Below are 20,358 nucleotides of genomic sequence, written 5' to 3'. Positions count from 1 at the left end.
TGCTGCCCAGGGTAGCCAGCGCGGACGCGTCGAGGGTCCGGCGGTCCGACGTGGTGCTGTCCGCGCGCGGTCCCTGCGGTAGAACGATCGGCATGATCTTCCACATCGTCCCGCTCGCCGACTGGACCGCCGCGCCGCACCTCCCGTACGCCCCGCCCTCGCTCGGCTCCGAGGGGTTCGTGCACTGCTCGGCGGACCGCGCCACCGCGCTCGCCATCGCCGACGCCCACTACCGGGACGAACCGGGAACCCTGCTGGCGGTGGAGCTGGACGAGGGCGCCCTGTCCCCGGAGGTCCGCCGGGAGGCCGCCTCCGGCGGCCGCTACCCGCACGTCCACGGCCCGTTGAACCGGGACGCCGTCAGCCGCGTGTGGGAAGTCGTACGCACCCCCGGCCGTCCGGCGTCCCTGGTTCCCTGGCAGCCGGGCCCGTGAACCGGCGCGGCGGGCTTCTCCTGGGGCCCGGCGCGCGCCAGGATGCTGCTGCGCCATCCGCCCACGAGCGAGGAGACACATCCCCATGAGCGAACCCACGGGCGCCGCCCGGCGCACCGTACTGGCAGCGAGCGCGGCAGCCCTGGCAGGCGGCGCGCTCACCGCCTGCGGCGGCGGAGGCGGCGAGGACGGGCCCGCGAGCGAGCAGGGCACCGGGGCGACTCCGCCCGCGGCAGCTCCCAAGCCGCTCACCACGACGGCGGACGTGCCGGTCGGCGGGGGCAAGGTCTTCAAGGACGAGAAGGTCGTCGTCACCCAGCCCACCGCGGGCTCCTTCCGCTGCTTCTCGGCGGTCTGCACCCACCAGGGCTGTCTGGTGAACAAGGTGGAGAACGGCACCATCGACTGCCCCTGCCACGACAGCAAGTTCAAGGTGGCGGACGGTGCTCCCACGGGCGGCCCGGCCACCCGCCCCCTCGCGGAGAAGAAGATCACGGTCGCGCCGGACGGCAATATCTCGCTCGCGTAAGCGCAGGCAAGGCCCTGTCGTCAAAGTAGCTCCGGTAACGCCCCGGGCCGGAGGGACTTTGACGACAGGGCCTTGACGCCTACGCTCCCCGGATGGACGAACTGACCCTCGTACGGGACCACACGGTCTACCAGTGCGTGATGGGCTCCCGGGCCTTCGGCCTGGCGACGGAGGCCAGCGACACCGACCGGCGCGGTGTCTACCTCGCCCCGACGCCGCTGTTCTGGCGTTTCGAGAAGCCCCCCACCCATGTGGAAGGCCCGCGGGAGGAGGAGTTCTCCTGGGAGCTGGAGCGCTTCTGCGAACTCGCGCTGCGCGCCAACCCGAACATCCTGGAGTGCCTGCACTCCCCCCTCGTGGAACGGATCAGCCCGGTCGGCGAGGAACTCCTCTCGCTGCGCGAGGCCTTCCTCTCCCGCCAGGCCCACACCACCTTCACCCGGTACGCGGCCTCCCAGCGCGGCAAGCTCCTCGCGGACCTGCGCATCCACGGCGCCGCCCGCTGGAAGCACGCCATGCACCTGCTGCGCCTGCTCCTGTCCTGCCGCGACCTGCTGCGCACGGGCCGCCTCACCATCGACGCGGAGCCCTACCGCGACCGCCTCCTCGCGGTCCGGCGCGGCGAGCTCACCTGGGACGAGGCCGAGGCCTGGATGACCCGCCTCACGGAGGAGAACGACAGCGCCCTCGCCTCCACCCCCCTCCCCCCGTCCCCGGACCACGCCCGCGTCGAGGCCTTCCTCCACCGCACCCGCCGCGCCTCGGTGTCCGCCTGAGATCACGCGTCCCAGAGGGCTCCGAAGGTGAGGAGTTCCTCGCGGTATTCGATGGCGGTCTCCCAGTCGTGGGGCCAGGTGGACGCGCCGAGGTGGGCGCCCGCGAAGGCGCCCGCCAGGCAGGCGATCGAGTCGGAGTCGCCCCGGGTGCAGGCCGCGCGGCGCAGGGCGGTCAGCGGGGACTCCGGGAAGAGCAGGAAGCACTGGAGGGCGGTGGCGAGGGCCTCCTCCGCGATCCAGCCGTCACCCGTGGTCAGGCACGGGTCCGTCTCCGGGGAGGGGGTACGGAGGGCCGCCGACAGGCGGTCCAGGGCCGCCAGGCAGTCGTCCCAGCCGCGGGCGATGAAGGACTCCGGCGTCGCGTCCGAGGCCGTGCGCGTCCAGAGGTCGCCGAGCCAGCGCTCGTGGTAGCGGGTGCGGTTCTCCAGCGCGTAGGAGCGCAGCCGGCCGACCAGGCCCGTCACCTCCACCCCCTGCGCCAGCAGGTACACCGCCCGCGCCGTGAGGTCGCTGGCCGCGAGCGCCGTCGGGTGGCCGTGGGTGAGCGCCGACTGGAGCTGGGCCGCGCCCGCCCGCTCCTCCTCGGTCCAGCCGGGGACCAGGCCCACGGGGACGACCCGCATGTTCGCGCCGCAGCCCTTGGAGCCGGTCTGGCTGGCGTCCCGCCAGTCCCGCTGCGGGTGGTCCAGCAGCCGGCAGGCCGTCAGGCAGGTGTTGCCGGGGGCGCGGTTGTTCTCCGGGGAGTGGTACCAGTCGACGTACTCCTCGCGCACCGGCCGGGTCAGCCGCAGCGGGCCGATCGGGCCCCGCTCCATGGCCGTCCGTATGCCGCGCGCCAGGGCCAGCGTCATCTGGGTGTCGTCGGTGACGATCGCGGGGCGGGGCAGCTTCATCTCGCGCCACGGGCCGGTCTTGGCCAGGATCGACGGCACGTCGTTGAACTCCGTCGGGAAACCGAGGGCGTCCCCCAGGGCCAGGCCGATCAGAGCGCCCGTCGCGGGCCGCTTCGTCGTCGTGGCAGTCGTCTTCATCGTGCGGAACCTTCCCAGGGTCGGAGCAGGGGCGGGTGCAGGGTGGTCGCCGGTCCGGGCCGGTAGAGCGCGGCCGGTTTGCCGCGGCCGCCGGTCAGCCGGGAGGCTCCCGGTACGGCTTCCACGAAGCCGGGAGTGGCCAGGACCTTGCGGCGGAAGTTGGGGCGGTCCAGGGCGGTGTCCCAGACGGTCTCGTAGACGGCCTGGAGCTCGCCCAGGGTGAATTCGGGCGGGCAGAAGGCGGTGGCCAGGCAGGTGTACTCCAGCTTCGCGCGGACCCGTTCCCGCGCGTCCGCCAGGATCACCGCATGGTCGAAGGCCAGGCCCGGGACCGCATGGACGGGGACCGCGTGGACGGGCATCCAGCGGGCCGCGTCCGCGTCGCCCCCGCCCTGTTCCGCCGGTTCGGGCAGGTCGGGGACGAGCGCCGTGAAGGCGACCGAGACGACCCGCATCCGGGGGTCTCGGTCCGGTTCGCTGTAGGTCCGCAGCTGCTCCAGGTGCAGGGCCGCGACCACGTCCCCCGCCAGGCCGCTCTCCTCGGCGAGTTCGCGGCGCGCTGCCTCCTCCGCGGACTCGCGGGGCAGGACGAAGCCGCCGGGGAGCGCCCAGGCTCCCGCGTACGGCTCCTGGCCGCGCCGGATCAGCAGTACGTGCAGGGCCCCGCCGCGCACGGTGAAGACGGCGAGGTCGACGGCCACCGCGAACGGCTCGAAGGCATGCGGGTCGTAGCCCTTCACCGGCGCTCCCGCGGAATACGCCGAGACGGCGCCTGCCGCGGCTGCGCCTGCCGCGTCCGCTCCGGCAGCGGATCGGCGAAGTGCCGGCCCTCGGCGAGCAGTTCGTCGACCGCCGCCACGGCCGCCGCGAGCCGCGCCTCGCGGTCCCCCCGTACGAGGAGGAAACGCTTCCCGGTGCGCGCGAGTTCCTCCCGGAACCGCCCGGTCATCCAGGGCCTGAGCTGCGGCCCGTCCCGCAGCCCGTCGTCCTCGAAGGGCACGTCCGCGTCGTCCGTCAGCAGGTACAGGTCCCGTCGCGCCAGAGCGGCGATCCTCTCGACCTCCTCGCTGCGGGATCCCGTGTACCGCTCGTGCCAGACGCCGGTCGCGAAGGAGTCGGTGTCGCAGAACAGCACCGGCGAGCCGAGCCGGGCCGCCCGCTCCTCCTCGGCGTCCTGCCGCCGCGCGATGACGGGGAACTCCCGCGACGTGAAGGACACGTCCGCCCAGGACGCCGCCGGGTCCGCCGCCCGCGCCGCCGCCAGCTTCTCCTCGCTGTAGCGGCGCCCGTACTCGGCGACCCACCCCGTCGCGGCCCACACCCCGCCGCGCTGCCGGTAGTGGTCCGCCAGCGCCCGCGACAGCGTCGTCGTCCCCGTGGACTCGGCGCCCAGTACGACGACCCGCCGGGCCAGGGCGGCCCGTACGGCCGGCCCCAGGTACTCCCAGCAGCCGACGGGATCCGCCCGCACCGCCGTCCCGGAGACCGGGAAGAGCCTCCGCCCGGGGTCCACGCAGACCTCCTCGGCGCCGAAGCGCCGCGCGAGTTCGGCCCCGTACGCCTCGGAGGTGAAGACGGCGTCCACCCGGCCGGTCACCGCGCCCCGGAAGACGGCCATGTGGGCCTCCCAGACGGCCGGGTCGTGCACGTCGACCGGAATGTCGTCCACCGCGCCCACGACCCGCGCCTCGGGGTGCGCCTCCCGCATCCAGGCGACCCGGTCGGCCAGCGGCACCGACTCCACGGAGGCCGCGCACACCAAAACGGTCAGCCGCTCGCACTGGTCCTGAGCGGTGCGCACCAGGTGGTGGTGGCCGGCGTGCGGCGGATAGAACTTGCCGAGGACCAGCCCGTGCCCGTAGCGCCTCATGCCGTCGCCTCCAGGGCCGTACGGCCGCCCCGCGCCGCCAGGCTCCGCCGCCAGCCGAGCAGCCCCGCCACGCAGAGGGCCAGGAAGCCGACGTACAGGACGGAGGTGAGGTAGAGCCCCTTGTGGGCGTAGAGCGGGACGTAGAGGAGGTCGGCGGCGATCCACAGCCACCAGGACTCGACGAGCTTGCGGCACTGGCCGTAGGTGGCCATCAGCGAGAGGCCGGTGGTGGCGGCGTCCCAGAACGGGACGGTGGAGTCGGTGGCCCGGCTCAGCAGCACGGTGAGGGCGAGGATCCCCACCGCCCCCGCCGCGCTCAGCCAGACCCACTCGGTGCGTGTGGTGCGGCGCACCGGCAGGGCTGCGGCGGTTCCCGGTCCACCCCCGTGGGTCCAGGACCACCAGCCGTACGCGGCGAGGCCGATGAAGACGATCTGCAGCCCGGCGTCGGCGTACAGGCCGGCCTGGGCGAAGAGGAAGATGAAGAAGATGTTGTTGGCGATGCCGATCGGCCAGTTGGCGATGTGCTGCCGGGCGACCAGCCAGACGCATACGGCGCCGGTGGCGAAGCCGAGCACCTCGGTCCAGCTCATGGTCCAACTCATGCCGAACCCTCACCCCCCTTTATAGTCAGACTGACTATAAACCCTGCCCGGGGGCGGGACAAGGGGAAACAGACAAGGGAGAGCAGGGGCGGCAAGGGAAAGAGCCCGCAGCGCCTTCCGGCACTGCGGGCTCTTCCTCGGATCGCGATCAGCGGTCGCTGATCAGGGATTGCTACAGACCGACCTCGCGCATGAGCATGCCGACCTCGGTGTTGGTCAGGCGGCGCAGCCAGCCGGACTTCTGGTCGCCCAGCTCGATCGGCCCGAAGGAGGTCCGTACGAGCTTCTCGACCGGGAATCCGGCCTCCGCCATCATGCGGCGGACGATGTGCTTGCGGCCCTCGTGGAGGGTCACCTCGACCAGGTAGTTCTTGCCGACCTGGTCGACGACGCGGAAGTGGTCGGCGCGGGCGTAGCCGTCCTCCAGCTCGATGCCGTCCTTGAGGCGCTTGCCGATCTCACGCGGCAGCGGGCCGGTGATCGCGGCGACGTACGTCTTCTTCACGCCGTACTTCGGGTGCGTGAGGCGGTGGGCCAGCTCGCCGTGGTTGGTGAGCAGGATGATGCCCTCGGTCTCGGTGTCGAGCCGGCCGACGTGGAAGAGACGCGTCTCACGGTTGGTGACGTAGTCGCCGAGGCACTGGCGGCCGTCCGGGTCCTCCATCGTGGAGACGACACCGGCCGGCTTGTTCAGCGCGAAGAAGAGGTACTGCTGGGTGGCGACGGTCAGGCCGTCCACCTTGATCTCGTCCTTCGGCAGGACGCGCTTGCCCTGCTCCAGCACGATCTCGCCGTTGACCTCGACACGGGCCTGCTCGATCAGCTCCTCGCAGGCGCGGCGCGAGCCCATGCCGGCACGGGCGAGCACCTTCTGCAGTCGCTCGCCCTCCTCCTCGGCGCCCGGGAAGGTCTTGGGGGTCTTGATCTCGGGCTTGTCCGCGTACCGGTCGCGCACGCGCTCCTCGATCCGCGCTTCCAGCTCACGCGGGCGGGACTGGCCGCTGCGGCTGCCCGGACCGCGGCGCGGGCCGCCGGCTCCGCCGATGCCGGGGGTCCTGGAGGTCTTGGGGCCGCCCTTGGCGCCACCGCGCGCGGCCGCGCCACGGGCGCCGGAGCCACCCCGGCCGGCGTCAGCCGCGCCGCGGGCACCGCCGCCGCCGGCCTTGGCACCGCCACGGCCGTTGCGCTCGCCCTCGGGGCCCACGTCGTAGCGGCGCTCCTCGGGGCGCGGGTTGCGCGGGCGCTGCGGCGCGCCCTGGTCGCGGTCGCGCTCTCGCGAGCCGCCCGTGCCGGAGCCGCCGGCGCCACCGCGGTAGCCGCCACCGCTGCCGCTGCTGGAGCCGCCGCGGTAGCCACCGCCACCGCTGGAGCTGCCGCCGCTGGAGCCGCGGTAGCCACCGCCGCCGCTGGAGCTGCCGCCGCCGGAGCCGCGGTAGCCGCCGCCCGCGCCGGAGCCGCCGCCGCGGGGGGAGTTACCGCGCCCGCCGCCACCGCCGCCGCTGTTCCTGTTGGCACCGCCGCTGTTCCTGTTGGCGCCGCCGTTGCCGCTGCCGTTGCTTCGCATCAAAGTTCCGTCGTCTTGTCGTCTTCATCGGTGTCCGGTGCGTCCGGATCGAACGACGGAACACCCTCTTGCGTCTCGGCTTCGATCGCGTCCGCCTCGGGGAGAAAGGGCGCGAGCTCCGGGAGCTCGTCCAGGCCGCGCAGGCCCATCCGCTCCAGAAAGTAGTTCGTCGTCCTGTACAGGATCGCACCTGTTTCGGGTTCCGTCCCCGCCTCCTCCACCAGAGCCCGCTGGAGGAGGGTCCGCATGACCCCGTCACAGTTCACTCCGCGGACCGCCGAGACACGTGATCGGCTCACCGGCTGGCGGTACGCGACGACCGCCAGCGTCTCCAGAGCCGCCTGTGTGAGCCGGGCCTGCTGGCCGTCCAGTACGAAGCCCTCGACCGCCGGGGCGTACCGGGCCCGCGAGTAGAAGCGCCATCCCCCGGCGACCAGGCGCAGCTCGAAGCCCCGGCCTGCGCTCGTGTACTCGTCGGCCAGCTCACGCAGCGCGTCCGCGACCTGGCGCGGGGTGCGTGCCAGCACCTTGGCGAGGTGCGCCTCCGTCGCCGGCTCGTCCACGACCATGAGTACGGCTTCCAGCGCCGGCTTCAGCGCCAGCGCGGCCACGTCGCCCACGTCGCCCGCGTCGTCCATGTCGCCCGGGTCTCTCATTCCTTGACCTCCACGATCTGGTCGAACTCGTCGGTCACGGTCGGCATGCCGTCGCCGTCCCCGCCGCTCCAGCGCACGGTGAGGGTCCTCAGGGGCTCCTCCTGCTCCAGGACCACCGCCTTCTCCCGGTAGAGCTCCAGGAGGGCCAGGAAGCGCGCGACGACGGTGAGGGTGTCCTCGGCGTCCTCGGTGAGCTCCTGGAAGGTGGCCTCGCCGCGGGCCTTGAGGATCCGTACGACCAGCCCCGCCTGCTCCCGCACGCTGACGAGCGGGGCGTGGATGTGGCCCACGTACACCTGGGGTCTGGCCTTGGGCTGCATGGCCTTGACGGCGAGGCGGGCGAAACCCTCCGGGCCGATGCTGATGACGACCTCGGGCAGCAGCTCGGCGTGGTGCGGCTCCAGGCCGACCGTGCGGGCATACCGCTTGCCCTCGGCTTCCGCCCGGCCCTCGAAGATCTCCGCGATCTGCTTGTACGCCCGGTACTGGAGCAGGCGCGCGAAGAGCAGGTCCCGCGCCTCCAGCAGGGCGAGGTCGCCCTCGTCCTCCACCTCGGCGGCCGGCAGCAGCCGGGCGGCCTTCAGGTCGAGCAGCGTGGCGGCGACGACGAGGAACTCGGTGGTCTGGTCCAGGTCCCAGTCGGGGCCCATGGCGCGGATGTGGGCCATGAACTCGTCGGTGACCTGGGACAGCGCGACCTCGGTGACGTCGAGCTTGTGCCGCGAGATCAGCTGGAGCAGGAGGTCGAAGGGCCCCTCGAAGTTGGCGAGCCGGAGGGTGAACCGCCCGTCGCCTCCCGCGGGGCCCTCGATGCCGGCGGCCCCGGCCCCGTCCGGTACGGGCTCGGCGGCTACCGGCTCGGCCGGTACGGACTCGGCCGGTACGGGTCCAGCAGGTACGGGTCCAGCGGGTACGGGCTCGGCGGCTACTGGCTCAGCCCGTACGGGCTCCTCAGCGGCCCGGTGCTCCCCCGTGGCCCCGTGGCCCTGCTCGGGCTCCTCAGCGGGCTCCGCCCCTTCCTCGGCCGGCAGGCGCCGCACGGGAGGCGCTGGCGGGCTTGCGGGGTCCTCGGCCGGCGTACCGACACCGGGACCGGGACCGGGGCCACGTCCCAGCGGTCGGCGGGGCGGTCGGCCGGATTGGGCGGGGAGGGGCATCGCGGTCCAGGGGGGTGCGCACGGGCGGGGTACGGATACGACCGCCGGGTCAGCGGCCGCGCAGTCGCCGTACGAGGATGCTCGCGTCGCCCCGGGATTCGAGGTCGGCGAGGACGACCGCGACCGCCTCACGGACGATACGCCCCCGGTCGACCGCCAGGCCGTGCTCCCCGCGCAGCACCAGCCGCGCGTGTTCCAGGTCCATGAGCTCCTCGGCGGAGACGTAGACCGTGATCTTCTCGTCGTGCCGCTCGCGCCCGCTGGGCCGCCGGTTGGCGCCCCGGCCCTGGCCCTTGACCCGCCGCTCCGGCTGGGCGGCTCCGTTGACCGGCCCGCCCGGCACGCCGGGACCACCCGGCCCGCCCGGTCCGGCAGAACCTTCCTGCGGCCTCCTGGGCGCGCCCACGACGGGCTCCGTGCCTGCCTCCGCCTCCCGGCCGCGGCCCTCCCCCGACGTGCCCTGCGCCGAACCGGCCGAGTGCTCCGCGGCAGGCGCTTCCGCCGCCCCCCGTCGCGGCGAGGAGGACTGGAGTGCCATCCCGCCGGTCGTTCGGAACAGCTCGTCGGCTCCGGGCAGACTCACTCGGCGTGACACCGGGCGAGCACCTCCCTGGCGAGCTGTCGGTAGGCGGCGGCGCCGACGGAGTTGGAGGCGTACGTCGTGATCGGCTCACCGGCGACCGTGGTCTCCGGGAAGCGCACCGTGCGGCCGATGACCGTGTGGTAGACGTGGTCGTCGAAGGCCTCGACGACGCGCGCCAGCACCTCGCGGCTGTGCACCGTACGGGAGTCGTACATGGTGGCGAGGATGCCGTCGAGCTCCAGCTCCGGGTTGAGCCGCTCCTGCACCTTCTCGATGGTCTCGGTCAGCAGCGCCACACCGCGCAGCGCGAAGAACTCGCACTCCAGCGGGACGATCACCTTGTGAGCCGCCGTCAGGGCGTTGACGGTGAGGAGGCCGAGCGAGGGCTGACAGTCGATCACGATGTAGTCGTAGTCGGCCATCAGGGGCTTGAGCGCCCGCTGCAGCGTGGACTCGCGCGCGACCTCGCTCACCAACTGCACTTCGGCGGCGGACAGGTCGATGTTGCTCGGCAGCAGGTCCATGTTGGGGACCGCCGTCTTGAGCAGCACCTCGTCGGCCGACATGCCCCGCTCCATGAGCAGGTTGTAGACCGTCAGGTCGAGTTCCATCGGGTTCACGCCGAGGCCCACGGACAGCGCGCCCTGCGGGTCGAAGTCGACGAGCAGCACGCGGCGCCCGTACTCGGCGAGCGCGGCGCCCAGGTTGATGGTCGACGTGGTCTTGCCCACGCCGCCCTTCTGGTTGCACATCGCGATGATCTTCGCCGGACCGTGGTCGGTCAGCGGACCCGGGATCGGGAAGTAGGGCAGCGGGCGTCCGGTCGGGCCGATCCGCTCACGGCGCTGGCGGGCAGCGTCGGGGGCGAGAGTGGCCGCGTACTCGGGGTCCGGCTCGTACTCCGCGTCGGGGTCGTAGAAGTGCCCCTCGGGCACATTGTCGTAGTCGGCGAAACCAGTGGGCTTTTCGCCGCTCAGGTCGCCGGCCCTGGAGTTCACGTCTAGGCCGTCCATGCTCTTTCGGGGCGTCGTCATGTGCTGGTGGTTTGCGAAGGTGCGGACCGCGACGGAGCCGACAGCTTCGAGTCCGACTGGGCCCTGGCCCGGCGCAGGCACACCTGCTTGACCACCTCCAGGAGCAAATGTCGACTCATTCACAAGTCGTCTTACCTCCTCGGACGTGACCAGGACACTTATCGATAGGTCAGCGTGGCACCATGCCGACGGTTGGCGACTCTATGGCGTGTCACCACTCAGCGGCAACACAATCCGCCGGACCCGGCAGGATGTGTCGGCAACCGAACACCACTCTGTCAAGGGCGTGCGGGCTGCCACTGCGAAGTTTCGCGGGTGTGCGAAAGGGTTAAAGGGTTACGTTCGAGGCGAGTTGGGCCGCTCCGCCGGTCCCCCCGCCAACGCGTCCGGCCGGACCTTGGGGGCAAGGTCCGGCCGGATACGTGAGATTGACGTCAGTCGTTGACGCTTCAGCCGAGCAGCGCGCTCAGCTCAAGGGTCTTCAGACCGTGCGCCTCGGCGACGGGGCCGTAAACGACCTGGCCCTCATGGGTGTTGAGGCCCAGCGCGAGCGCGGGGTCGCGACGCAGCGCCTCGACCCAGCCGAGGTTCGCGAGCTGCACGATGTAGGGCAGCGTGGCGTTCGTCAGCGCGTAGGTGGAGGTGTTCGGCACCGCGCCCGGCATGTTGGCGACGCAGTAGAAGACCGAGTTGTGGACCATGAAGGTCGGCTCGGCGTGGGTGGTCGGACGGGAGTCCTCGAAGCAGCCGCCCTGGTCGATCGCAATGTCGACAAGGACACTTCCGGGCTTCATCCGGGAGACGAGCTCGTTGGTGACCAGCTTCGGGGCCTTCGCACCCGGGATCAGCACGGCGCCGATGACGAGGTCGGCCTCCAGCACGGCCTTCTCCAGCTCGAAGGCGTTGGAGACGATCGTCTGGATCTTGGTGCCGAAGATCTTGTCGGCCTCGCGGAGCTTGTTGATGTCGCGGTCGAGCAGGGTCACGTGGAAGCCCATGCCGATGGCGATCTGCGCCGCGTTCCAGCCGGAGACGCCGCCGCCGATGACGACGGCCTTGCCGGCCGTGGTGCCGGGCACGCCGCCCGGGAGCACGCCGCGGCCGCCGGCCGACCGCATCAGGTGGTAGGCGCCGACCTGCGGGGCCAGGCGGCCCGCGACCTCGGACATCGGGGCGAGGAGCGGCAGCGCGCGGTTGGCGAGCTCCACCGTCTCGTACGCGATGGCGGTGGTGCCGGACTCCAGCAGGGCGTCCGTGCACTCGCGGGAGGCCGCGAGGTGCAGGTAGGTGAAGAGGGTCTGGTCCTTGCGGAGGCGGTGGTACTCCTCGGCGATCGGCTCCTTGACCTTCAGCAGCAGGTCGGCCGTGGCCCAGACCTCGTCGGCGGTGCCGAGGATCTCGGCGCCGGCGGAGACGTACTCGGCGTCCGTGATCGAGGAACCCACACCGGCGTTCTGCTCGACGAAGACCTGGTGGCCGCCCCGGACCAGCTCATGCACGCCGGCGGGCGTGATGGCGACCCGGAACTCGTTGTTCTTGACCTCGCGGGGGATGCCGACCTTCATCGTCGATCACGGTCCTTGGCTCAGGGGATTTTTTGGGGCAATGACATACATACCCGCCCACAAGAACGCGCAACGGGATGCACCACAGGATGACGTGGTGGAGCCAGTCTAATGAAGGATGAGGCGCTGTCTAGCCTTGCAAACGAATAATCTCAGTCGGAAGTACTGCGGATTTCGCAGGCTGCGGGGTCATCTCCCAGCAATCTGTCGGCCGCGGATCGGTGCAGCCTCGCCGCCGCCGGGTCGCCGAGCCGGTCCAGCGTGTCGGCCAACCGCACCTGGAGCGCGGCCTGAAGCCGCTGGTCCCCCGCCTTGCGCGCCAGTTCCACGGCCTCCCGGCAGGTGTGCAGGGACTCCTCCGGCCGGCCGGCGTATTCCTGGATCCGCGCCATCTCGCTCAACGCCTTTGCCTGACCCGGGACATCGGCGAGCTTGCGGTACCCGGCCGCCGCGGCGCGCCAGCTGCGCAGCGCGTCCCCGTACCGGCCCGCGTACGTGTGGACGTTGCCGAGCCGCCCGTACAGGCGGGCCTCGTCCGCCCGTTCACCCCGGGCCAGGGCCTGGGCGAGGGCCCGGCCGAACCAGTCGCAGGCCCGGTGCCAGTCCCCCATCTCCTGGTAGGCGCCGCCTACGGATTCCATCGCGCGGCCCGTCGCGTACGGGTCCTTCGCGGCCCGTCCGGCGTCCAGCGCGGCCCGGTAGCGGTCGAGGGCCTCCTGCGTCCGGCCAGTCTCGGCGTCCAGGTCGGCCAGGTTCAGCAGGGCGGCGGCCTGCTCCCGGTGCAGCTCGCGGCGCTCGGCCACGTCCAGGACGAGCCGGTGCAGCCCGTACAGCTCGGGGGCGGCCTCGGCGGTGCCTCGGTGAGCGGCCAGGGCCCGTACGAGGGCGGCGACCAGCCGCCTGGCCAGGGTGTCCAGCTCGCCGTCGGCCACGGCCAGGGAGGCCGCCGCGGACAGCGCCGGCAGCCGCGTGTTCAGCCAGGTCGCCGCCGCCCGGCGGTCGGGGAAGCGCAGCGCGCGCGGGAAGCCGTCCAGCTGCTCGGGTCCGCCGAAGCGGGGGCCCTCGTCCGCGTCCGCCATGGCCCGGCAGGAGTGGAGCAGCCGCACGGTGCGCTCCAGCATCCGGGCCCGCGCCAGCTGGACCTCGGCGGGGCGCTCCTTGGCTTCGAGCAGTGCCTGGAGGAGCGGAGCGAGGCAGCCGGGCAGCAGGAACAGCCCGTCCTGGGCATGCCGTACGAGGCCCAGCCCGGCGAAATCGTCCAGGGTGGACTGGGCGGCGGCCACGGAGCAGCCGGCCAGGGCCGAGGCGGTGTGCGAGTCGATGACGCCGGCGGGGGCCAGCGGCAGCAGCCGCAGGGTCCGCTGGGCGGGCTGGGGCAGGGACTCGTAGACGAGCCGGAAGCCGCGCGCGAGCGGCCCGCCGGTGCTGGCGGGCATGTCGTGCAGCTGCTTGGCCACATCGGCCACGGATGCCTTGGGATGGGCGGCGAGCCAGCCGCCCACGAGGCTGAGCGCGGCGGGCTGGCCCCCGCACTCCTCGGCGAGCGTCTCGGCGGCGCGGGGGTCGGCGGTGACCCGGGTGTCCCCGATGCGCTGTACGAGCATCTCGACGGCGGAGGGCGTGTCCAGGCCGCCGAGGGTGCAGGGCCGTACGTCGGGGATCCCGGTAAGGGGGCCCTCGGCGGTGACCACGACCAGGCACTCGGGGGTGTCGGGCAGCAGCGCGTCGACCTGGTGCGGGTCGGCGGCGTCGTCGACGAGGATGATCACGCGCCGGCCGGTGAGCGCGCCGCGCAGGGCGGAGCTCAGCTCGTCCTCCCCCGCCCCGGCGGCCGTGTGCTGCCCCAGCCCTTCGAGCAGGCCCCGGACGGCGCGCTCGGTGTCGACGCGCTGCCCGCCGGGAGTGGTCAGCCGGGTCCGGAGCACCCCGTCGGGGTACTGGCCGGCGACCTCGCGCACGAACGCCTCGGCCAGTGCGGTGCGCCCGGACCCGGGCCGCCCGGCGATGAGCAGCACCCGGGCCCGCGGCGCCTTGGCCTTGCGGCCCGAGAGGGTGTCGAGCCCGGTCCGTGCGATGTCCTCGCGCAGCTCCTTGAGCTCACGCCGCCGCCCGACGAAATCCGTCACGGATCCGCTCCTCTCCCTGCTTCGGGTTGCGAGCGTAGTTCACACAGAGCGACGACCCGGGTGGAGCGCGGCGGGCAAATCCCCCAATCGGATCAGCGGATGGTCACACCGATGGCATTCGCCGGGCGAACCCGCCCGGCTACGCCTCGTACGGGCGGGCCGGCCAGGGGGCGACGGCGGGGCGCAGCGCGTCCAGGCCGTCGCCCGCGAGGGCGGCGGAGACCGCCAGCACACCCGCCACCAGTCCCGGATTGCCCAGCCGCCCCTCCAGCACGCCGGTCACCAGCTCCGCCAGCGGAACCCTGGCGATCTGCATGTCCGACTCCTCCTCGGAGGCCGCGTACCGCGCTCCCTCCGCCTCCGACAGCTGCCGCGCCAGGAAGACCCGTACCGCTTCGTCCGACCCCCCGGGCGAGGAGAAGAAGTCGACCAGCACCCGCCAGTCCTCCGCCTTGACGTGCGCCTCCTCGTACAGCTCCCGCTGGGCCGCGTGCAGCGGGTTCTCCCCCTGCACGTCCAGCAGCCCCGCCGGGAGCTCCCACAGCCGCTGCCGCACCGGGTGCCGGAACTGGCTCAGCACGAGCACCCGCTGCTGCTCGTCCAAGGCCAGTACGCACACCGAACCGGGGTGCACCTGGTAGTCGCGCCGGACCACCGCGCGGTCCGGCATGCGGACCTGGTCCGAGCGGACCGCCGTCTTCGCACCCTGGAACGGGGTTCGCGAGGCGACGATTTCCCACGACTCCGGGGTGTCCTCGATGCCGCCGTCGTTGCCGCTGTCGTTGCCCATGGCCATGGCCAGTACCTTCCCGAGAACATGAAAACAGCCGGGGCACGATCCGTGCCCCGGCTGCCTACGTTATGCGGTCGGCCCTTACTTGGCGGCCTGCTGCCGCTCGACGGCGGCCTTGACCAGACCGGCGAAGAGCGGGTGCGGGCGCGTCGGGCGCGAGCGCAGCTCCGGGTGGGCCTGGGTGGCCACCAGGTAGGGGTGCACCTCGCGCGGGTACTCGACGTACTCGACCAGCTTGTTGTCCGGGGAGGTGCCGGAGAAGACGAGGCCCGCCTTCTTCTCCAGTTCGCCGCGGTAGGCGTTGTTCACCTCGTAGCGGTGCCGGTGGCGCTCGTCCACGTACGCCTGGTCGCCGTAGACCTCGCGCACGATGGAACCCTCGGCCAGCTTCGCCGGGTACATGCCCAGGCGCATGGTGCCGCCCAGGTCGCCCGCGCCCTCGACGAAGGCCAGCTGCTCCTCCATGGTCGAGATGACCGGGTGCGGGGTGGACGCGTCGAACTCGGTGGAGTTGGCGTCCGCGATGTCCGCGAGGTTGCGCGCGGCCTCGATGACCACGCACTGCAGACCCAGGCACAGGCCCAGCAGCGGGATCTTGTTCTCGCGGGCGTAGGTGATCGCGCCGACCTTGCCGTTGACACCTCGGTCGCCGAAGCCGCCGGGGACGCAGATCGCGTCCACGTCACTCAGCTGGGCCGCGGCGTCGGCCGGGGTCTTGCAGTCGTCGGAGGTGACCCACTTGATGTTGACGCGGGCCTTGTTGGCGAAACCTCCGGCGCGCAGCGCCTCGGTCACCGACAGGTAGGCGTCGGGCAGGTCGATGTACTTGCCGACGAGCGCGACGCTGACCTCGTGCTCGGGGTTGTGGACGCGGTCCAGGAGGTCTTCCCAGACCCTCCAGTCCACGTCGCGGAAGGGCAGGTCGAGCTTGCGCACGACGTACGCGTCCAGGCCCTCGGTGTGCAGCACCTTCGGGATGTCGTAGATCGACTTGGCGTCGATGGCGGCGACCACGGCCGCCTCGTCCACGTCGCACATCAGCGAGATCTTGCGCTTGATGGAGGTCGGCACCTCGCGGTCGGCACGCAGCACGATCGCGTCGGGCTGGATGCCGATGTTGCGCAGGGCCGCGACGGAGTGCTGGGTGGGCTTGGTCTTGAGCTCGCCGGAGGGGCCGATGTAGGGCAGCAGCGAGATGTGCACGACGAAGACGTTGTCGCGGCCGACCTCGTGGCGGACCTGCCGGACGGTCTCCAGGAAGGGCAGCGACTCGATGTCACCGACCGTGCCGCCGACCTCGGTGATGACGACGTCGACGTCGTCGGTCGCCATCCGCCGGATGCGGTGCTTGATCTCGTTGGTGATGTGCGGGATGACCTGCACGGTGTCACCGAGGTACTCGCCGCGCCGCTCCTTGGCGATGACCTGCGAGTAGACCTGGCCGGTGGTGACGTTGGCCGAGCCGTCGAGGTCGACGTCGAGGAAGCGCTCGTAGTGGCCGATGTCCAGGTCGGTCTCGGCGCCGTCGTTGGTGACGAACACCTCGCCGTGCTGGAACGGGTTCATGGTGCCGGGGTCGACGTTCAGGTACGGGTCGAGCTTCTGCATCGTGACCCGAAGACCGCGCGCCTTCAGCAGCGCACCCAGGCTGGAGGCCGTCAGGCCCTTGCCGAGGGAGGAGGCGACACCCCCGGTGACGAAGATGTGCTTGGTCGTCATGGCTGTGCTGTTTCGAAAAGCAGCGGGCGGCATCGCCAAGAGGGGGCTCCCGTGGTCGCGAAGTGAGGTGCGTCCGGCACCGGCCACCGTCGAACCGGAAGGGTCTCGGGGGGCGCCGAAGCTGCGGTTTCGGGGCTCCTGATTCGCACAGGCAGACCACCGGTCCACGGGGTACCAGCCTATCAGCGCCCGGGCCGGTCCGCCTCCGGCCACGCGGCGGGGGCCTCCGTGCCGCACCGCCGACGTGACGGACAAGCCGCTCACCCGTTTGGCGGAGCCGCATTCTTGTCAGGATTAAGGGATCACTAGGGTGCAGTCATATCCTGCTCGGATATTGCACACATCGCCGCCGAGCAGACCGGCAGACGGCCAGATGGAGCCGGCATACGGAATCATGGGCTGCACGCGGGCATCCCTGCACACAGGAGTCCCGCGCAACCGCAATGCAAGCGCCCTTCGGGGCGGACGTGGCCGTTCGACTGGAGATGCAACGTGTCCGGGCGCATCGAGGATTACGCACTGATCGGGGACATGCAGACCGCAGCGTTGGTCTGCCGGGACGGGGCCGTGGATTGGCTCTGCCTGCCCCGTTTCGACTCCCATGCCGTCTTCGCGAGCATCCTCGGCACCGAGGATCACGGCTTCTGGCGGGTCGGCCCGGCCTACCCGGCCGGCTCCGAGGCTCCGCATGCCACTCGCCGCAGCTACCGCGGTGACTCGCTGGTGCTGGAGTCGGAGTGGGACACCCCACGCGGCACGGTCCGCGTCATCGACTTCATGCCGCCGCGCGAGGACCACGCCCCGCAGCTGATCCGCATCGTGGAGGGCGTCAGCGGGCGCGTCCCGATGCGGTCCGCGCTGCGCATGCGGTTCAGCTACGGACGCGTCGTGCCCTGGGTGCACAAGGTGGACGGGCGCACCGTCGCCGTCGCCGGCCCGGACTCCGTGTGGCTGGACACCGAGGCGCAGACGTACGGCAAGGACCTGACGACCTACTCCGACTTCACGGTCGGGCCGGGCGACCGGATGGCCTTCAGCATCAGCTGGCAGCGCTCGCACCGCGGCGCCCCGGAGGCTCCGGACGCCGAGGCGGCCCTGGAGGCCACCACCGAGTTCTGGCGCGAGTGGGTCGAGCAGTGCACGTACCACGGTCCCTACCGGGAAGCCGTGGTGCGCTCCCTGATCACGCTCAAGGGCCTGACGTACGGCCCCACCGGCGGGATCGTCGCCGCGCCGACCACCTCCCTCCCGGAGGAGATCGGCGGCGTCCGGAACTGGGACTACCGCTACACCTGGCTGCGCGACGCCGCCATCACCCTCTCCTCGCTGCTGCGCACCGGCTACCGCGAGGAGGCCCGTGCCTGGCGCGAGTGGCTGCTGCGCGCGGTGGCCGGCGACCCCGAGAACCTGCAGATCATGTACGGGATCGCGGGTGAGCGCGAGCTCGGCGAGACCGAGCTGGACTGGCTGCCCGGTTACGAGAACTCCCGCCCGGTCCGCGTCGGCAACGGGGCCGCGGGCCAGCTCCAGCTGGACGTGTACGGCGAGGTCACCGAGGCCCTGCACCTGGGCCACATGACGGGCCTGGCCCGCAGTGACTACGCCTCGCTGCTCCAGCTGAAGCTGATCCGCTACCTGGAGACCCACTGGGACCAGCCGGACGAGGGCATCTGGGAGGTGCGCGGCCCGCGCCGCCACTTCGTGCACTCGAAGGTGATGGCCTGGGTGGCCGTGGACCGCACGATCAAGCTGATCGAGAGCGGCGACGCGGACGGCCCGCTGGACCGCTGGCGCGAGCTGCGCGACGAGATCCACCAGGACGTGTGCGAGAAGGGCTACGACAAGGAGCGCAACACCTTCACCCAGTCGTACGGGTCGAAGGAGCTGGACGCCTCCCTGCTGCTGATTCCGCAGATGGGCTTCCTGCCGCCGGACGACAAGCGGGTCATCGGCACCATCGAGGCGATCCAGCGCGAGCTGTCCACGTCCGACGGTTTCATCCTGCGCTATCCGACGGCGGGCGAGGAGGCCGGCGTGGACGGCCTGGAGGGCGACGAGGGGGCTTTTCTCGCGTGCTCCTTCTGGATGGCCGACGACCTGGCGATGATCGGGCGGGTCGATGAGGCACGGCGGCTGTTCGAGAAGCTGCTGGCGCTGCGCAACGACGTGGGGCTGCTGGCGGAGGAGTGGGATCCGCGGCTCCAGCGGCAGGTGGGCAACTTCCCGCAGGCCTTCAGTCACGTTCCGCTCATCGACACGGCGCTGCGGCTGACGGCGAGCGGGGCGTACGGGGGCTAGCGGTACGGCTAGCGGCGCGTACGGAGGCTGCCGGGCGGGCCCCGAGCACGTCCTGGGGGCTCTGCCCGAGGGCCGCGGCCCCGGGATGCCCTGGGCGGGGCCTCCGCCTAGCCTGAGGGGGTCCTGCGCCCTTCCCGGAAGGCGGCGGCCATGGCTTTCCCCTCGAAGGCGGGCACGGCGCTGGCCGAGCTCCGCGAGGACCTCGCGGGGGCGGTCTTCGCTCCGGGCGACAGCGGCTACGAAGAGGCCCGGACCGTCTTCAACGCCATGATCGACCGGCGGCCGGCGGTGATCGCCCGGTGCGAGCACGAGGCGGACGTCGTCACCGCCGTCCGCTTCGCCCGCGATCTGGACCTTTCGATCGCGGTCCGCGGCGGCGGCCACAGCGTGGCCGGGATGGGGCTGGGGGACGCGGCCCTCGTCATCGACCTGCGCCGGATGCACGGGGTGGTGGTCGATCCGGCGGCCCGGACGGTGCGGGTGGGCGGCGGCGCCACCATGAGCCACCTGGACCGGGCCTGCGAGCCGCACCGACTGGCGACGACCGGCGGGCGGAGCTCGACCATCGGTGTCGGCGGGTTCGTGCTGGGCGGCGGCTCGGGCTGGCTGGACCGGAAGTTCGGCCTGGCGGTGGACAACCTCCTCGCCGTCGAGCTGGTCACCGCCGACGGCAGCACGCTCACGGCGAGCACCGAGGAGCATCCGGAGCTGTTCTGGGCCCTGCACGGCGGCGGCGGCAACTTCGGGGTGGCGACGGCGCTGACCCTGCGCCTGCACGAGCTGCCGCACATGTCGATCGCGTACGTCCTGTACCTGCCGGAGCACGGGCCGGAGGTGGTCCGCAGGTTCCGGGACCTCATCGAGTCCGGGCCGCCGGAGGCGAGCGGCGCGGCCCTCTACCTGACCGGCCCGCCCGGGGAGTCCGTACCGCCGCACCTGGTCGGACAGCCGCTGAGCGGCGTGCTGCTGACCTACGCGGGTCCCGAGGACGGGCTGCGGCGGCTCGCCGGGCCGCTGCTGGCGCTGCCGCACGTGTCCGAGACCGTCACGGCCCTGCCCTACGCCGATCTGCAGTGCATGACCGATGACCCGCAGGGGATGCGGAACCACTGGTCGGCGGAGTGCCTGACCGGGGCGCCCGACGCGTTCGTGGACGTCTTCTGCGGCCTCGGCGGGACCATGCCGGTGCCTACGGGCACCCGGCACCTCCTGTGGCCGCAGGGCGGCGCCGTCGCCGCCGGCCCGGCCGGATACCCGGTGCCGTACCGCGGCGCGCCCTGGGCCGTGCACCCGTTCGGCATTTGGGAGGACCCGGTGGACGACGAGCGGATCCGCCGGTGGGTGGACGGCGTACGCGCCGCCGTCCAGCCCTGGTCCACCGGCGCGGTCCACCTCAACCTCACGGGGAACGAGGGCTCGCGGCGGCTGGTGGCCGGGCTGGGCGAGGAGAACATGCGCCGCCTGGGCGAGGTGAAGCGCGCGTACGACCCGGACAACGTCTTCCGCTTCAACCACAACATCAGGCCCACCTGAGGCAGGTGGGCCTGATGTCCGGCGGTGCGGGCGGTGTTCACGCGGGCGTGAGCGGCATCCTCACGTGACCTGCGTCGTCACCTGA

The 20,358-nt window shown here is 72.2% G+C and carries 18 protein-coding genes; 5 read left to right on the top strand and 13 right to left on the bottom strand.

Annotated features, from left to right (window positions below; translation table 11 throughout):
- The first annotated feature begins 92 nt into the window (after positions 1-92).
- The 3 genes from ACWDX7_RS19505 (at position 93) to ACWDX7_RS19495 (ending at position 1,739) form a co-directional block, all read left to right on the top strand.
- Positions 93-434, top strand: coding sequence for a DUF952 domain-containing protein (locus tag ACWDX7_RS19505; RefSeq protein WP_451492856.1), 342 nt, complete (start codon positions 93-95; stop codon positions 432-434).
- 85 nt (positions 435-519) lie between these two features.
- Positions 520-963 carry a Rieske (2Fe-2S) protein gene (locus tag ACWDX7_RS19500; RefSeq protein ID WP_451492855.1) on the top strand — a complete coding sequence of 148 codons (444 nt, stop codon included), beginning with the start codon at positions 520-522 and terminating at the stop codon, positions 961-963.
- 92 nt (positions 964-1,055) lie between these two features.
- The gene (locus tag ACWDX7_RS19495) at positions 1,056-1,739 is read left to right on the top strand and encodes a nucleotidyltransferase domain-containing protein (protein ID WP_451492854.1); all 684 of its coding nucleotides are present in this window, start codon (positions 1,056-1,058) and stop codon (positions 1,737-1,739) included.
- Positions 1,740-1,741: 2 nt separating this feature from the next.
- Here the strand turns inward: ACWDX7_RS19495 and ACWDX7_RS19490 are convergent, their stop codons facing one another.
- The 13 genes from ACWDX7_RS19490 to ACWDX7_RS19430 all read right to left on the bottom strand — a co-directional run bounded on the left by ACWDX7_RS19490 (position 1,742) and on the right by ACWDX7_RS19430 (position 16,475).
- Positions 1,742-2,770: an ADP-ribosylglycohydrolase family protein gene (locus ACWDX7_RS19490; protein WP_451492853.1), complete on the bottom strand. Its 1,029-nt coding sequence runs from the start codon at positions 2,768-2,770 to the stop codon at positions 1,742-1,744.
- Positions 2,767-3,510, bottom strand: coding sequence for an NUDIX domain-containing protein (locus tag ACWDX7_RS19485; RefSeq protein ID WP_451492852.1), 744 nt, complete (start codon positions 3,508-3,510; stop codon positions 2,767-2,769). The genes ACWDX7_RS19490 and ACWDX7_RS19485 overlap by 4 nt, the downstream gene beginning before the upstream one ends.
- The gene (locus ACWDX7_RS19480) at positions 3,507-4,640 is read right to left on the bottom strand and encodes an AAA family ATPase (RefSeq protein ID WP_451492851.1); all 1,134 of its coding nucleotides are present in this window, start codon (positions 4,638-4,640) and stop codon (positions 3,507-3,509) included. The genes ACWDX7_RS19485 and ACWDX7_RS19480 overlap by 4 nt, the downstream gene beginning before the upstream one ends.
- Positions 4,637-5,245 carry a nicotinamide riboside transporter PnuC gene (pnuC, locus tag ACWDX7_RS19475; RefSeq protein ID WP_451492850.1) on the bottom strand — a complete coding sequence of 203 codons (609 nt, stop codon included), beginning with the start codon at positions 5,243-5,245 and terminating at the stop codon, positions 4,637-4,639. Before pnuC ends, ACWDX7_RS19480 begins: the two co-directional genes overlap by 4 nt.
- A 172-nt stretch (positions 5,246-5,417) precedes the next feature.
- Entirely contained in the window at positions 5,418-6,809 is a 1,392-nt protein-coding gene (locus ACWDX7_RS19470) for a pseudouridine synthase (protein WP_451492849.1), read from the bottom strand.
- A complete protein-coding gene (gene scpB, locus ACWDX7_RS19465) occupies positions 6,809-7,465 on the bottom strand; it encodes an SMC-Scp complex subunit ScpB (RefSeq protein ID WP_451492848.1) in 657 nt (218 codons plus the stop codon). Before scpB ends, ACWDX7_RS19470 begins: the two co-directional genes overlap by 1 nt.
- A complete protein-coding gene (locus tag ACWDX7_RS19460) occupies positions 7,462-8,622 on the bottom strand; it encodes a segregation/condensation protein A (RefSeq protein WP_451492847.1) in 1,161 nt (386 codons plus the stop codon). The genes scpB and ACWDX7_RS19460 overlap by 4 nt, the downstream gene beginning before the upstream one ends.
- 49 nt (positions 8,623-8,671) lie before the next feature.
- A complete protein-coding gene (locus tag ACWDX7_RS19455) occupies positions 8,672-9,217 on the bottom strand; it encodes a hypothetical protein (RefSeq protein ID WP_451492846.1) in 546 nt (181 codons plus the stop codon).
- Entirely contained in the window at positions 9,202-10,320 is a 1,119-nt protein-coding gene (locus tag ACWDX7_RS19450; protein WP_451492845.1) for a ParA family protein, read from the bottom strand. Before ACWDX7_RS19450 ends, ACWDX7_RS19455 begins: the two co-directional genes overlap by 16 nt.
- Positions 10,321-10,688: 368 nt before the next feature.
- Positions 10,689-11,804, bottom strand: a complete 1,116-nt coding sequence (ald, locus tag ACWDX7_RS19445) for an alanine dehydrogenase (protein WP_451492844.1) — start codon at positions 11,802-11,804, stop codon at positions 10,689-10,691.
- Between the two features lie 152 nt (positions 11,805-11,956).
- Complete coding sequence (locus ACWDX7_RS19440; protein WP_451492843.1) at positions 11,957-13,930, bottom strand: tetratricopeptide repeat protein; 1,974 nt, start codon at positions 13,928-13,930, stop codon at positions 11,957-11,959.
- A 139-nt stretch (positions 13,931-14,069) separates the two neighbouring features.
- Positions 14,070-14,726: an NUDIX domain-containing protein gene (locus ACWDX7_RS19435; RefSeq protein WP_451492842.1), complete on the bottom strand. Its 657-nt coding sequence runs from the start codon at positions 14,724-14,726 to the stop codon at positions 14,070-14,072.
- Between the two features lie 78 nt (positions 14,727-14,804).
- A complete protein-coding gene (locus ACWDX7_RS19430) occupies positions 14,805-16,475 on the bottom strand; it encodes a CTP synthase (RefSeq protein ID WP_451492866.1) in 1,671 nt (556 codons plus the stop codon).
- 459 nt (positions 16,476-16,934) lie between these two features.
- Here ACWDX7_RS19430 and ACWDX7_RS19425 point away from each other — a divergent pair, with 459 nt between their 5' ends.
- A complete protein-coding gene (locus tag ACWDX7_RS19425; protein ID WP_451492841.1) occupies positions 16,935-18,740 on the top strand; it encodes a glycoside hydrolase family 15 protein in 1,806 nt (601 codons plus the stop codon).
- Between the two features lie 150 nt (positions 18,741-18,890).
- Entirely contained in the window at positions 18,891-20,273 is a 1,383-nt protein-coding gene (locus ACWDX7_RS19420; RefSeq protein WP_451492840.1) for an FAD-binding protein, read from the top strand.
- Positions 20,274-20,358: the final 85 nt, after the last annotated feature.

This window comes from Streptomyces sp. NPDC003034, from assembly GCF_053591375.1.
The sequence above is the reverse complement of the archived record's forward strand: the minus strand, read 5'-3'. Positions and strand labels throughout refer to the sequence as shown.

Bases quoted from the DNA above. Each gene is read 5' to 3' on its own strand.
- ACWDX7_RS19480 (WP_451492851.1), bottom strand. From the start codon at position 4,640: ATGAGGCGCTACGGGCACGGGCTGGTCCTCGGCAAGTTCTATCCGCCG.
- pnuC (WP_451492850.1), bottom strand. From the start codon at position 5,245: ATGAGTTGGACCATGAGCTGGACCGAGGTGCTCGGCTTCGCCACCGGC.
- scpB (WP_451492848.1), bottom strand. From the start codon at position 7,465: ATGAGAGACCCGGGCGACATGGACGACGCGGGCGACGTGGGCGACGTG.
- ACWDX7_RS19420 (WP_451492840.1), top strand. From the start codon at position 18,891: ATGGCTTTCCCCTCGAAGGCGGGCACGGCGCTGGCCGAGCTCCGCGAG.
- ACWDX7_RS19500 (WP_451492855.1), top strand. From the start codon at position 520: ATGAGCGAACCCACGGGCGCCGCCCGGCGCACCGTACTGGCAGCGAGC.
- ald (WP_451492844.1), bottom strand. From the start codon at position 11,804: ATGAAGGTCGGCATCCCCCGCGAGGTCAAGAACAACGAGTTCCGGGTC.
- ACWDX7_RS19430 (WP_451492866.1), bottom strand. From the start codon at position 16,475: ATGCCGCCCGCTGCTTTTCGAAACAGCACAGCCATGACGACCAAGCAC.
- ACWDX7_RS19460 (WP_451492847.1), bottom strand. From the start codon at position 8,622: ATGCCCCTCCCCGCCCAATCCGGCCGACCGCCCCGCCGACCGCTGGGA.
- ACWDX7_RS19495 (WP_451492854.1), top strand. From the start codon at position 1,056: ATGGACGAACTGACCCTCGTACGGGACCACACGGTCTACCAGTGCGTG.
- ACWDX7_RS19505 (WP_451492856.1), top strand. From the start codon at position 93: ATGATCTTCCACATCGTCCCGCTCGCCGACTGGACCGCCGCGCCGCAC.
- ACWDX7_RS19470 (WP_451492849.1), bottom strand. From the start codon at position 6,809: ATGCGAAGCAACGGCAGCGGCAACGGCGGCGCCAACAGGAACAGCGGC.
- ACWDX7_RS19435 (WP_451492842.1), bottom strand. From the start codon at position 14,726: ATGGCCATGGGCAACGACAGCGGCAACGACGGCGGCATCGAGGACACC.
- ACWDX7_RS19490 (WP_451492853.1), bottom strand. From the start codon at position 2,770: ATGAAGACGACTGCCACGACGACGAAGCGGCCCGCGACGGGCGCTCTG.